A 12,964-nucleotide genomic window follows, 5' to 3' on the forward strand; every position below is an offset into this window, starting at 1 on the left:
GTATGGAGCGAACAGAAAAAAGTTGATTAATTATAGGATAGGGGGGTATACTAAATATATAGACGCATGATCATTCGTCTTGCAGTATATTCGATGATTGGAGTGATAGCCCATGTTGAATAGGAAGGGCACCATACTAACCTTAACGGGCATACTTGCTTTTGGATTGTTGACAGCATGCGATAACGCGAAGCTGGCCCCCGATGCGGGCGGTCATGGCGGGAACCATAAAAAGGAAAATGAAAGTCAGGAAACGAACGGGCATGGCGAACACGCTGGCTTGCATGAAACGGTCTCAGATCATTACAACGCCGCGTTTACATGGAATGAACCGGTAAGAGCAGGCGCCGAATCCGAGCTGACGATTCGAATTACGGATCAAGACGGTGGACCTGTCCAGGATTTTGATGTCAATCATGAGAAGCTCCTGCATCTGATCATCGTGAATCGCGATTTGTCTTTCTTCGAGCATATTCATCCGGATTACAAGGAGAATGGCGTATTTACCGTGAACACGGCATTCCCGGCTGGCGGCGACTATAAATTGTTCGCTGATTTTGTGCCTAAGGGTGCTGGAGGGGCCACGCTAAGCGAATGGGTTCAGATTGAGGGAGAAGCAGGGGAATCTTCGGCGATTCAACCGGATTCCAGCCTAATCAAACAAGTAAACGGCAAGGAAATTGAACTGAGCCTAAGCAATACGTTATCGAATGAAGAGGTTGTGCTCGCCTATCATATTCAGGATGCCAAGACAAAGCAAGGAATCAACAACCTGGAGCCTTATCTGGGCGCAGTGGGGCACGTGGTCATTCTGTCCGAAGACGCTGAGCAGTACATTCATGTACACCCTCTGGACGAACGGAGTACAGGACCTAATGCGGAATTCGCCACTACCTTCCCGCACAGCGGTATCTACAAAATCTGGGGACAATTTCAGCATAAGGGTGAAGTGATGACCGTGCCTTTTGTTGTTGAGATTAAATAATTTTCGCTTAAGGAGTGATCGATATGACAGAATCATTAAAAATCTATACCATACCCACTTGCAGCGACTGCCATCATGCCAAGCGTTACTTCAAGGAGCAGGAGGTACCGTATACGGAGTATGATTGCACACAGAACCCGGAATATCCGGAAGAAGTACGACGTCTGACAGGAAAGCAGATTGTACCTACGATCGTTATTGGTGACAAGGTATTTATCGGATTTGCCGATAACTTTCAGGAGATCAGGGAATTGATTAAATATTAAGGGCGCATGGAAATGGAAAAGAAGCATGGATCGTTCCCGCGGGAGGATCCATGCTTCTTTTGCTGGTGAGGAGCTAAAAAGTATCGCCTTAGACTAGTCAGTAAGCGTAATGCTTCGTTGCATGCTAGCCCCATGCCGCTAATCGCTCATTTATGCCTATCAAGACGATGGGCGCTTGCGGATCAGTTCAATCACGCTGGCGAAGTCGTCCCCTCCATGTCCATCCTCCACCCGGCGTTTCATCAGCTCGAAGATCGGTGTGAATGTCTCGGGGCTGACGCCTTGTACCCTGCTAACCTCCCCGATGGTGTCGTGGGCGGCCTGCATCGCCAGGCTCGCATCCTTGGCGGAGTAATCACCGGAATCGATCTGCTTCGCCATCTCCGGCATGGTGGACATCATGGCTTGCAGAAAAGGCATCAGCAGCGTCGTCGTGAAGTCCAATGCCTTCACGCCTTCGGTGCCCACAAGCGCCACCGCATGGATAAAGCCCCCGAACATACCGTACATTCCGCTTAGCAGTGCCAGGTCATTCAGTGGGGCAAGCGCAGGATCGGAACCTAAATAGTGACTTGTACCTAAGCTGTCCAATACCTGTTTATAATTATCGTAAGCTGTCTTCGAACCGCTGTAGAGGATAACGGCATGGGGCGTGGCGATCAAGGAAGGGACGGCCATGATGCCGCCATCCAGATACTCGGCGCCATGGTTTCTCATCCATGTCCCCATCGTGCGGGCCTCTTCGGGAGTACCGGTTGTCAGATTTACGACAACCTTGCCGGAAAGCTTCTCCTTCATGGGTTCCAGAATATGGCGGGCGGCATCATAATCAAGTACGCATATAATCAAGAGGGGGCTGGCGGCGATGGCATCTGCGATTTCCGTAGCGCCGGAGGCACCTAAGCCTACAAGCTCAGCGGCTTTTTCAGGTGTGCGGTTCCAGACTGTGGTGGCATATCCGCTGTGCAAGAAGGTGCGGGCCAGCTTGGAGCCCATGGAGCCTAATCCGATCACCGTTACTGAAGGAAGGGTGGAGCTGTTTGCCTTCGCATCGTGAAGATGGTTAACGTTTGATGATCTATCAAGATTTGCATTCATCGGTAAAACCCCTTTCTGGACTGGAATGATACCGATTCTAAAGTATGACACTAGTGACAATGTCAAGACAGATCATCATCATGAAATTTGATGCTACACCTAATAAAACGTAAAAAATCAGGTACTGTGCGGCCAGAATGTTCGTTTTCATCAATTTTTTAATGGTAATTCGCAGGTGTAAATAATCAGAAGCAGTGTTATTATATGGGTTGCGTCTTTTGGAAAAGATCGCTGGGCAAGCGTCGATATCCCATCGTAGATTTTTTGAAACGATTCGGAATATAACACGTATCAATACTCACTGCTTAGATGGAAGGGGTAGACACACAGTGGATAATGGGATGAACGTCATTTTGTTTGAAAAGAGGCCGGACGGTGAGCTGGTTCAGATTGAAGAGCGGTCATGGACGATGAACATGGTAGCTGCACTGGAGCATGTGAATTATATCGTTGTTGGCGGCCGGGAATATGAAACGATTGAAGGCAGATTAAGTGTAGACACGGGTAAACTTGAGCTTCTGCTCGTCCCGATGCGGAACGATTAATCCTGTCCGAAAGGAGAAACCATCTTGAGTAATGAAAAAGACAAAAAAGATCAGCCTGCATCCAAATGGCTGACGCCGGAAGGCAAACCGATTCGGGTCTTGTCGAGCTCGCTGGGCATAGCCTTGCTGGCGAACGCATTTCTGGTATCGGGCGCAGCAGCGAAAGACCTCGCTTCGGAAGCGGTTACCTCATCCGAAGAGCCGCAGCTGGTGTCCTGGTCAACAGAAGAAGTAAAGAAGTATTTTGACAAGAATGTTGATTGGAACATTCCGTTTCCTAGCGAGAAGGAATTCCAGGAAGAACCGGTAGAAGGAGCCGCTGCAGGATCAGGTTCGGGCGGCGGAACAACGATCGTCAACAACTATGGCGGGTACAATTCCGGCTTCGGCTGGGATGATTTGCTGCTCTATCACATGCTGTTCAACAATGGTTCGTATTATTCATCCAGCGGATGGTACAACAATCATCGCGGTTATTATGCGAATAACGGCAAGCCATATAAACCCCGCACCTATTCAAGCGGTACGTTCCAGAACAAACCGGTGGTGAACTCCAACGTCCGTCCTAAGACCTCAACGTCATCTTCGGGGACGATTACGCGTCGTTCCACGTCGTCGAAGTCCGGGGGCATTGGCGGCAAATCCAGCGGGTTCAGCTCGTCGGGTTCGAAATCCAGCTCCAGATCCGGCGGTTTTGGAGGATGAGTCACGACAGCGTATTCACCGTATCGGGACTGCCTGACCCCAATCGGGAGGGACGCGTAGCGGAGCTCGCGGAGCTCGGCTTTACCTGGGCGGATTTGGAAGGGGAGGCCTACTGGATAGACCAGCTTGTCACCATACGCCAAGAGACCTATCGTGAGCTGGAAGAAGCGGCTGCGGTATTATGGGCCATGCTGGACAAAACCGTCCGTTATATCCATCGCAATCATCATATATACAGTTTAATCGGCATTCCGCCCGTCCTGTGGCAGATGCTGGACGAATGTCCCCTGCCGGAAGAGGGATTGATCAGCCGGTATGCCAGGTTTGATTTTGCTATTGCCCATGACGGCAGCATCAAGCTGCTGGAGCTGAATGCGGACACGCCGACAGGCTATGTTGAGGCTTCCATTGCAACGCCGTGGATGTGCGCTCAGGCCGGTATCTTCTCTCCCAACGAACGGATGCAAGAGCTGGTCGCACAAGCGTGGGGAGTTGAGCGTCCGGATACGGCCGCCTGCATTGCTTACGGCGAGCATAAAGAGGACTCCGGGACGATCGAAGCATTGGTCCGGCACAGCGGGCTGGATATCCGGCTGGTGGATTGTCTTGATCTGTGGGTGGACGAAGGCATGCTGAAGGACGGGGATGGCCGGGAGATTCACCGGATGTTTGCCCTATATCCGAAGGAATGGATGTCCGTCGATGATGGCGGAGATGCGCTTGCCTATGCCATCGAGACAGGACGACTGCAGTTGTTCAACCCACCGCACAGCATTCTGCTGCAATCCAAAGGACTGCTTGCCGCCATGTGGGGGATGTACGAGCTGGGTCTTTTGTTCGATGAGAAAGAACGTGAAGCCATCGTCAATTATATGCTGCCGACATACAACAAACCGGTATTCTCCGGCAATTTTGTATCAAAGTCGATGTTCGGCCGCGAGGGTGGTTCAGTTAAGCTGTACGACCAGGCCGGACAACTCGAGGTAGAGGATCAGGACGGCTATGATACAAGTGTCATGTTTCCGACGGTCTATCAGCGGAGGGCAGACCTGGCCCGCGTCGAGACGGCGGAAGGCGAATTTCATTTACTGACAGGATTGTTCGTCCTTAACGGAATCCCTTGCGGTTTGCTGGGACGGGCAGGCGGTTTGATTACGGGTAATTCCAGCCATTTTATCGCAATGGGAGTGAAATAAATGCAGTTGAAACAAAAAAGAAGGCAGCATAGCGGTGCTCCTAAGGGAAAGAGGAAACTTCAGGTTGTCCTGGCGGTAATGATCCTATCCCTCATGGTCCTGGCGCTGAGTGCATGCTCCGGCAATGGGTCGACGGTATTCCACACCGGATCGGAGGAAGTATCCTCAACCTCTGCTCGCGTGCCTTGGGACTACCGTATCATTGAAGGGACCGTTGGCGATTTGATTGGCGGCGATATGACCGTCCTGCCGGACAACGAGCTGCTGCCAAACGATAACAATTATGCTACCGGGGATAAAATTTGGACGCTTCAATTCATGGATGCGGAGCTTACCACGGATGCGAATCAGCGCAATGATATCCGATTATCGTCTTGGCAGACGATTAAGTCATTTAAGGACAAAAAAACGGCGGAATCGGATTTAACCAACCTGAAAGTCACGGTCAAAACCGATGTAAAGCTGGTTGGGGTTTATAAAACAACGTATAAAAAGGACACCAGGCATTTTGCTGTCATCGAGCTGCCGACGGGCAATCGGATCAAGCAGCCGATCGATGAGAAGCGTTATGCGGCAATGGAGAAGAAGGACAGGGTTGATGTTGTATTGGAGGAAGTGCATGATTTCGCCGATTACGACTTGGCCTATGCAAAATTTCGGGGGTGGGCGGATTGACGGTCGTCATTAATATTGTTGTAAGTGTAATCTGCATTATCGTGCTTCAATTGCTGGGTATGTTGATTTTCAGCTGGATGACCCGGTTTAACGACATGGAGGAGCTGAAGAAGGGCAATGTTGCGGTTGGCCTTGCTTTTGGCGGCAAGTTTATGGCAACGGCCATTATTCTGGGCATATCCGCATATACGAATTCATCGATCTGGCACATGATGCTGTGGTTTGCCGTCGGGTATGTATGCTTGATTGTCGCCTATTGGGTATTCGAGCTGGCTACGCCGGGCATTCGTATTAGCGAGCATCTGCAAAAGGGGAACGTTGCGATCGGCATTCTGCTTGCGATGGTGTTTATCGGTACGGCCTTTGCAATCAGCAGCCTGATTATTTAGGTCAAATAGCACCATTTTCGGGAGAGGAGCAGGAGCGTGCACTTTTTTCTAAGATTATCTTTGAAAATGATGCGTCTGCGTAAAACAACGATCAGCGTGATTGTAGTACTGTTTGTGGTGCTGTGCTCGACCCTGGCATTTCTGCTGGAGCCGGAAACGTTTCACCATTGGTTTAACGCCTTTTATTGGGTACTTACCACGATGGCAACAGTAGGGTACGGCGATTATTATGCAGTTACCGTGCCAGGCAAGATATTAACGATATTTATCTATATCTTTGGTATCGGGCTGCTCAGTTTGGTGATCGGCAAGGTGATTGAATCGTTTGGAAGCATGCAGCGGCAGAGAGGAGCGGGCAGGTTGAATTTTAAGGGTAGTGGTCATGTCATCATTATCAATTGGAGCAAAAAGGCACAATCCGCTATTGAAGAGATCCTGTTGTTTGCACCGGAATCAGATATTGTTCTCATTGATGAGCTCAACCGTCATCCGGTGGAGCATCTCGAACAGGTGCATTTTGTAAGCGGCGATCCAGCAGCGGATGACGTGCTAATGAGAGCCAATATCATGGAGGCCAAATCGGCCATTGTTTTTGCAGACGCCCGAATTGATGAATCGGCTCTCGTGGACGGCAAGTCGCTGTTGATCGTATCCAGCATTGAACGAATTGCGCCAAATGTACATACCACGGTTGAGATTGTGCAGGAGAAGCATGTTCAGAATTTCCGCTACAATCATGTGAATGAGTTTGTGCTCTCACATGATGCCGTGTCCCGATTGGCCGTACGCGCAGCGCTGCAGGAAGGAAACTCGGATGTGCTGATGCAGCTGCTTAGCCGCCAGCATGGCGATGATATTTACGAAGTGGCATTGGACCCTGCATGGAACACCTACGGCGATGCCTTTTTGGATCTGCTGCGGCAAGGAGCGACGCTTATCTCCGACCGCAACGACCTCAGCATTAATCGCAAGCTCGATGTGTCGATTCCGCGAGATGCCAGATTGTATGTGGTCTCGGACGAGGCGACCTATAAGCGGATTGCCGGCAAGCTTACCTGAAGTTGGGCCTTCAATCCGATGCCCGTGGAACGACACGGGACCTTCGGATTTAGTGATACCGGAATCCAGAAGTTTGAACATTCGGCACAGATAGAAATATCCAGCCCAACAACGCCCCCTGTTTATAACAGCGGGCGTTTTCGTGCGTTAAGATTCAGACCAACTCTCTCAGAACGCTCTCGCTGCTCTTCTCCAGCGTCATGGGAAACAGCTTCACTTTGCCGGGGGATAAGGCTCGAACCTCTTCATATGCGGCGTCAGATGCATAGATCAGATCGGATTCCTCGATCCGCTGCAGTAGGTCCTCCCGATTATCCAGCCCAGCCAAGCTGGCATGGACCCCCTCAATACCAGCTTCTTTCATACGGCTGGCCATCCACTGTGCACCTGCCTTACCCAAGCAAACAAAGCTGATACCACTTCCAGGCGTAAGCCGGGCAATATCGAGCAGGACCGATGTTTCCACGCTGGCACCAATGACCGTTACTTTTTTGTCATATTTGCTGCACAAAGCCTTCACTTCGGTATCGTGGTTTAAAGTCGTGACGATGAGGTTTGAGTACTCCAGTGCGTCGAATATGGCTTGTGTCCCCGTCAACAGGTCCTCGAGAAATACCGTTTTCACTTCGGCACCCGTTATTTGCTCAATCGCTTTCTGATAAAAGGGAAAATCATGTTCCTTGCATTCGATGAACAAAATACGCTGTTTCGTGTTCAGGACAGGCTCCTGCAGCAGGGTAAAGGCGAGGGATGCGGCAAAGAACTCGCTCGCCGGGATGTTAACGGAGCTTAGCTCCTCCGTCGTTCGCTCTACCAGTGCGTGCATGATCTTTCTGCGAGTTCTAAGCTCCTCCACCTGTGCGTTGTTCAATACCTGCGTTCCTTTGCCTTTATGCATCGAGACGATCCCCTCATCCTTCAACTGGTTGTAGACCAGATTTACGGTGTTGCGATTCAGTCCCAGCAGATCCGCCAGCGCACCGGCCGGAGGGAGCATATCGAATGGTTCGATCTGTCCAATACCAATCAGCCACTTTAACTGCTCTTTAACCTGAGTACTGACATTAAGGGTGGCGTGCGGGTCGACACGAAGCATCAGTTTATGCGGCATAACGAAACATCCTTTCCTAGTCAACTAGTAATTTAACTGTACACAAACATTTGCAAATTATCAAGAAAGGTATTGACATGTAAGGTTGTGATTCATTATTTTATATATAACCAAATAACTAGTTAATTATGAATATAGGAGGGATAATCAATGAAGGACCAGGCAGCAGCATATGTACAGAAAATGAAGGGAGGGGCTAGAAGTCCGTTGACCGTTCGTCCCATGAATATCGCCATTGGCTTTATCGGCGGCGCTGTTTCCATCGGATTGTTGGCTCTTCTGACGACACTTGCAGGGAGTGTTTGGATCATGGCACCCTTTGGGGCGAGCTGCGTGCTTGCGTTTGCGGTGTGGGATGCGCCGCTATCACAGCCCAGGAACCTCGTAGGAGGTCATCTGATTTCCACATTCACGGGACTCGTAACGCTTGAGGTTCTGGGTGACGGAATCTGGGCTATGGCCATCGGCGTGGGAGCGGCAATCAGCTTGATGGGGATAACCAAAACGACCCATCCACCGGCTGGTGCAGACCCTTTGGTTGTGATTATGGCTGGCAGCGGATGGTCATTCCTGTTTACCCCTGTGCTTGCCGGGTCCGTCATGATCGTGGTTGTGGCTCTGCTTGTCAATAATGCGGTGAAGGAGCGAAGATATCCGACTTTTTGGTGGTGAAGGCAGTTTTTTCTTTGATGAATAAACGGTAATCATGGTAACTTCTTCAATCTTATATCGCCAATAACAGACTCGGATCTACAATGGACCGGGTCTGATTTATGTTATTCTGCCGCAGGTTTTAAATTTCCCAAACTAATTTATATACCACGATGCGGGGAGATCCAAACCGAAATCATAAAAAATAGGCGATACTTACCACTTGATCCCGAGTGTCAATTCTATAGAATATTACACAATCCCGGTACAGGACTCTATTCTCATTTTGTATAAAAGGTAAACATTGCCAAACCTTTACAGAATGCGGTTCTCAGCCGTTTTTTTATACGACTTTGGTATCAAATTTGTAATAACTATGGATAATGATGTAAAAATGACCGGAACTTTAGCAATTTTTTTGCGTTTAACCTTATGATTCACGAAAATTTTCTGAAAATCTTTGTCATATCGCTGCTTTCCTCAAATGGAATGAAGTCGTGCAGTTCCAGCTTTATTCGGACAGCGATGCTGTTCACTGCACACAACTAACATCAGGCTGTTAAGTTGTCAAATGACAGGGGTGAAGAGGCAGCGGTAAGTTTTATCGGGGGAAAAATGTGGAAGAGGTTTGTTTTACTTCTTTTTGACTACTATCGATATCGGAAAAGTTGGTAAAGAAGGAATATGGTATCGGGAACGCATCGGCTATAGAATGACGAGTATGGCTCAGTCGTCATGTGTCGGTGCAGCAACAAACATGTCATAGAAAGGGCAGGTGAGCAACGAAGACGATGAGCAGGCGAAAATGGTGGGTGATCGCAGCACTTTTCACTATAGTGCTTCTCTGCGGTGCCGCTGTAATTCTAGGATATCTACGGCCGTCATTAAAGACGTATGCGGATGCGGACGGCGTGAAAATGAAATTCAAAACAGAGGGAACCTCCTTTCTCGTATATGAGGATGAGGAAGTTTGGAAAGAGGTTTTTGCCAAAGGCGTGAATCTGGGGGCAACCGTACCCGGACATTATCCCGGTGAGCTTCCGGCAACGGAGGAGGATTACCTTCGCTGGTTTAAACAGATTGATGATATGGGAGCGAACGTAATCAGGGTCTACACCGTGCATAATCCGGTCTTCTATTCTGCACTTGTGAAATATAACCGGGATAAAGGCGATGACCCCTTGTACTTCATGCAGGGCATTTGGTCACCGGAGGAGCAGCTGATCGAGCGCAAGGATGCGTATGACGAAGAAATCGTCCAGACGTTCAAAGCGGAGATATCGAAGGCTGTTGCTGCTGTCTACGGCGATATCAATGTTGAGGCTAAGCATGGACAGTCGAGTGGCAAGTATAAGGTCAATGCAGGCAAGTACCTTATGGCCTGGCACGTGGGAACTGAATGGGACCCAACCATGGTCGATAACACCAACACGGTACATAAGGATGTCCCTCGGTATGAGGGATCCTATTTCTCGGGGACGAAGGACGCAAGTCCTTTTGAGAATTGGCTGGCATCTTTATTGGACCATACGGCTGCCGAGGAGCAGAAGTACGGATGGCAGCATCCGATGACATTTACCAATTGGGTCACAACGGACGTGCTTGAGCATCCGGGGGAACCGCTGTTTGAAGAGGACTTGGTATCTGTCGATGCAAGGCATGTAGAACCGGTGAACTGGGATGCAGGTTATTTTGCCGCATACCATGTATACCCGTACTACCCGGATTTTTTCCGGACGGACAAAACGCTGCAGACCATTCCTGATGGTAATGGGGGTTACAACACGTACAAAGCCTACCTGCGAAAATTGAAGGCAGCTTTCGAAGATATGCCGATTATGGTCACCGAGTACGGCGTACCTTCATCCATCGGTATTTCGCACCATGGTCCCGGCGGTAAGGATCAAGGGGGGCATGATGAAGCTGAGCAAGGCTTAGTCAACGTCTCGCTGACCCAGGATATTTACGACGAAGGTTATTCCGGGGCGATCCTGTTCATGTGGCAGGACGAATGGTTCAAGAAAACATGGAATACAATGCCTTTTGAAATACCGGCAGACCGCCGGGCATTCTGGTTGAATGTACTGACGAATGAGAAGATGTTCGGCGTTCTTGCGATGCAGCCGGGCAAGGTAGAGCAGATCACGATCGACGGGGATCTCAGCGATTGGGATAAAGTTCCCGAAGGGGAAGTCAAGACCTGGTCCGGAACGGCACCGGGCGTCAAGAACATGAAGCTGACTCATGATGAAGCCTACCTGTATATCGGCATGGAACTGGAGGAAGCGTTTGATCCCGAACGTTCCAAGCTTTTCATCGGAGCAGATACGATCCCTGGCGGCGACATCCCTAAGAAAGAATTGGCGGGACGAACGCTTACAGGTGGAGCTTTGGAAACTTTGATTCAGTTAGGTCAAGAGGATGAGTCCCAGGTCACCATTGCGCCATCCTACGATTTCCACAGCCGGTTGTACGGCAAAGAGGGGTATTGGATGCTGCCAGGAGAGGAAGTGAAGGGGACCAAGGACGATCCTGTGGTGTCCGGAGGTTCGTTTCATGCCTGGAAGCTGGCCATCAGCCTGCTGATGAATCCGCCGGATACCCGCTTTTCCCATCCGTTTGTGGATGAAAGAGTAGGGATGCTGAAACGGGGGACCAGTGATCCGCAATCTCCGGATTTTAATTCTCTAACGGCCTGGCAGTATCAAGACAGGTTCGTGGAGATGAGAATTCCATGGATGCTGCTCGGGTTCGGGGATCCGAGTTCGCTGCAGGTGCTGGATTACAGCCCGCTTCAAGACAAGCGTACATTCAGCACGATAACAGCGGAAGGGATCCGGCTGGCTCCGTGGATCGCGCAGCGATCTGAGAATAACGGGCAGTCAGCGTCAGGATCGGCAGAGTCCATCAACCTGGAGGAGATTGAACCTTATACTTGGGAGCTATGGGAAGCAACCAAGTACAGTGAACGATTAAAACAAAGCTATTATGATATGCAGGACATATTCACCCGTCTGTCTGAAACGGAGCGGAAACCAGATGCTAAATAAAAGGAGGAGCCATCGGATATGTTTTCAAATTTAGAAATGGCATACGTCTTTGTCTATGTATGTCTCGGCCTTATTGCAGCCGGCATTATCCTGTTGTTCCAAATGAAGATCAAGCACAATGCTGTACAAAGAGAAACGGAACGCTTAACAGAAAAACATCATGACTATTTTGTGTATGTCCAGAGTCATCTGCATGACGATACGAAGCTGGAACTCCCGCCAGGCAAATTGACTTCGGCTGAGCGCCGGGTCATTCAAGCCAAGTTTATAGAGTGGATCGAGCAATTCAAAGGGGACGCCAGAGACAAGCTGCTGCGCTTATGCCGGGAAGCCGGATTTGTGGAAGAGGAGGTTCGGGCATTATCCAGCCTGCGGAAAGACCGTCGTATTGAGGCGGTCTACCGTCTTGGAGGGATGCGTGCGGAAGAGGCTGTGCCGCAGCTTCAGCAGCTGATGAACCGCACCAAATACGGCCCGATGACCATCATCATTGCGCGGGCGATTGCCAAAAGCGCAGTTCAGTCACAGCAGATTCGAGAGATGTTGTCCAAACTGCTGTCCTACGATAAAGCCATTCATCATATGGCTGCCGATATATTGCTTGAAACCCGGCTCGATTCGGCCAGCCTCATGCGCAAGCTCTTGGATGATCCCGATCCTGGACTGGTCAAGGTATCGCTTGTAGCCATGTGGGGGCAGGCCATTCCGGCTGTCGTGCCGGCACTCGATCGACTGGTCGGTTCTGAGGAGAAGGACGTGCGTGCGGAGGCGGTCAAGCTGTATCTTGGCTCTTATCCGGCACTGAAGGATGATACCATTGCGGAGCTTATGAATGATCATGAGTGGGAAGTACGTGCCGCAGCGGCCAAAGCGCTGGGACGACTGCACGCCGCAGGCAGCATTCCGATTCTGGCTTCCGCCTTGAAGGACGAGAATTGGCATGTGCGCAACAACAGCGCGGAGAGTCTTGCGATGTTGGGAGAACAAGGATTCGAGACCTTGTGCCAAGCTGCCCTGACAGGAGAAGGTCCAGCCAGGGAGACGGCCTTGTACCGGATCGAACGGATCATGTCCAACGAAGGCGAATACGAGCAAGTCGAACAAATGGTGGCATTTAACAAAAGAAAACTGGTGTACGATCGTTATTTCGGTGTTCAAACGAACAAACGGATCAGCACGGTTGCAGGAGTAGGAGGAGATTACACTGCTTAGAGATATCCTGCTCACTTACGGG

13 protein-coding genes are annotated in these 12,964 nt (G+C 50.1%); 11 read left to right on the forward strand and 2 right to left on the reverse strand.

Translation table 11 applies throughout. The features are described from left to right. Positions 1-112: 112 nt before the first annotated feature. On the forward strand, positions 113-985 hold the full coding sequence (locus tag MKY82_RS10805) for a hypothetical protein (protein ID WP_339296088.1): 873 nt from the start codon (positions 113-115) through the stop codon (positions 983-985). Between the two features lie 23 nt (positions 986-1,008). Then, positions 1,009-1,251, forward strand: coding sequence for a glutaredoxin family protein (locus tag MKY82_RS10810; protein WP_339296089.1), 243 nt, complete (start codon positions 1,009-1,011; stop codon positions 1,249-1,251). Between the two features lie 159 nt (positions 1,252-1,410). Here the strand turns inward: MKY82_RS10810 and MKY82_RS10815 are convergent, their stop codons facing one another. Then, positions 1,411-2,349, reverse strand: coding sequence for an NAD(P)-binding domain-containing protein (locus MKY82_RS10815; RefSeq protein ID WP_220685945.1), 939 nt, complete (start codon positions 2,347-2,349; stop codon positions 1,411-1,413). A 329-nt stretch (positions 2,350-2,678) separates the two neighbouring features. Here MKY82_RS10815 and MKY82_RS10820 point away from each other — a divergent pair, with 329 nt between their 5' ends. From MKY82_RS10820 to MKY82_RS10845, 6 genes are read left to right on the forward strand one after another with little or no spacing between them, the layout of a single operon-like run. After that, positions 2,679-2,894 (forward strand): hypothetical protein, encoded by a 216-nt coding sequence (locus tag MKY82_RS10820; protein ID WP_113057067.1) that lies wholly within the window; start codon positions 2,679-2,681, stop codon positions 2,892-2,894. Positions 2,895-2,918: 24 nt separating this feature from the next. Then, on the forward strand, positions 2,919-3,599 hold the full coding sequence (locus MKY82_RS10825) for a hypothetical protein (RefSeq protein ID WP_194541814.1): 681 nt from the start codon (positions 2,919-2,921) through the stop codon (positions 3,597-3,599). Further along, positions 3,596-4,795 carry a glutathionylspermidine synthase family protein gene (locus MKY82_RS10830; protein ID WP_194541815.1) on the forward strand — a complete coding sequence of 400 codons (1,200 nt, stop codon included), beginning with the start codon at positions 3,596-3,598 and terminating at the stop codon, positions 4,793-4,795. Before MKY82_RS10825 ends, MKY82_RS10830 begins: the two co-directional genes overlap by 4 nt. Then, positions 4,796-5,470, forward strand: a complete 675-nt coding sequence (locus MKY82_RS10835; RefSeq protein WP_339222944.1) for a signal peptide protein — start codon at positions 4,796-4,798, stop codon at positions 5,468-5,470. It begins immediately after the preceding gene. Next, entirely contained in the window at positions 5,467-5,859 is a 393-nt protein-coding gene (locus MKY82_RS10840) for a DUF350 domain-containing protein (protein WP_100536174.1), read from the forward strand. Before MKY82_RS10835 ends, MKY82_RS10840 begins: the two co-directional genes overlap by 4 nt. A 36-nt stretch (positions 5,860-5,895) precedes the next feature. Then, positions 5,896-6,918, forward strand: coding sequence for a potassium channel family protein (locus MKY82_RS10845; RefSeq protein WP_194541817.1), 1,023 nt, complete (start codon positions 5,896-5,898; stop codon positions 6,916-6,918). A 154-nt stretch (positions 6,919-7,072) separates the two neighbouring features. Here MKY82_RS10845 and MKY82_RS10850 read toward each other — a convergent pair whose 3' ends face one another. Then, a complete protein-coding gene (locus MKY82_RS10850) occupies positions 7,073-8,029 on the reverse strand; it encodes a GntR family transcriptional regulator (protein WP_194541818.1) in 957 nt (318 codons plus the stop codon). A 150-nt stretch (positions 8,030-8,179) separates the two neighbouring features. Between MKY82_RS10850 and MKY82_RS10855 the strand changes: the two genes are divergently transcribed. From MKY82_RS10855 to MKY82_RS10865, 3 genes are all read left to right on the forward strand, one after another. After that, positions 8,180-8,701: an HPP family protein gene (locus MKY82_RS10855; RefSeq protein ID WP_071223782.1), complete on the forward strand. Its 522-nt coding sequence runs from the start codon at positions 8,180-8,182 to the stop codon at positions 8,699-8,701. A gap of 770 nt (positions 8,702-9,471) precedes the next feature. Beyond that, positions 9,472-11,730: a hypothetical protein gene (locus MKY82_RS10860; RefSeq protein ID WP_339296090.1), complete on the forward strand. Its 2,259-nt coding sequence runs from the start codon at positions 9,472-9,474 to the stop codon at positions 11,728-11,730. Positions 11,731-11,748: 18 nt separating this feature from the next. Further along, positions 11,749-12,942, forward strand: coding sequence for a HEAT repeat domain-containing protein (locus MKY82_RS10865; RefSeq protein WP_194541820.1), 1,194 nt, complete (start codon positions 11,749-11,751; stop codon positions 12,940-12,942). Positions 12,943-12,964: the final 22 nt, after the last annotated feature.

The organism is Paenibacillus sp. FSL W7-1279 (assembly GCF_037969845.1).
Lineage (GTDB): Bacteria > Bacillota > Bacilli > Paenibacillales > Paenibacillaceae > Paenibacillus_AQ.

Coding starts and splice junctions, on each gene's coding strand:
- MKY82_RS10805 (WP_339296088.1), top strand. CDS start 113: ATGTTGAATAGGAAGGGCACCATACTAACCTTAACGGGCATACTTGCT.
- MKY82_RS10810 (WP_339296089.1), top strand. CDS start 1,009: ATGACAGAATCATTAAAAATCTATACCATACCCACTTGCAGCGACTGC.
- MKY82_RS10815 (WP_220685945.1), bottom strand. CDS start 2,349: ATGAATGCAAATCTTGATAGATCATCAAACGTTAACCATCTTCACGAT.
- MKY82_RS10830 (WP_194541815.1), top strand. CDS start 3,596: ATGAGTCACGACAGCGTATTCACCGTATCGGGACTGCCTGACCCCAAT.
- MKY82_RS10835 (WP_339222944.1), top strand. CDS start 4,796: ATGCAGTTGAAACAAAAAAGAAGGCAGCATAGCGGTGCTCCTAAGGGA.
- MKY82_RS10850 (WP_194541818.1), bottom strand. CDS start 8,029: ATGCCGCATAAACTGATGCTTCGTGTCGACCCGCACGCCACCCTTAAT.
- MKY82_RS10855 (WP_071223782.1), top strand. CDS start 8,180: ATGAAGGACCAGGCAGCAGCATATGTACAGAAAATGAAGGGAGGGGCT.
- MKY82_RS10860 (WP_339296090.1), top strand. CDS start 9,472: ATGAGCAGGCGAAAATGGTGGGTGATCGCAGCACTTTTCACTATAGTG.
- MKY82_RS10865 (WP_194541820.1), top strand. CDS start 11,749: ATGTTTTCAAATTTAGAAATGGCATACGTCTTTGTCTATGTATGTCTC.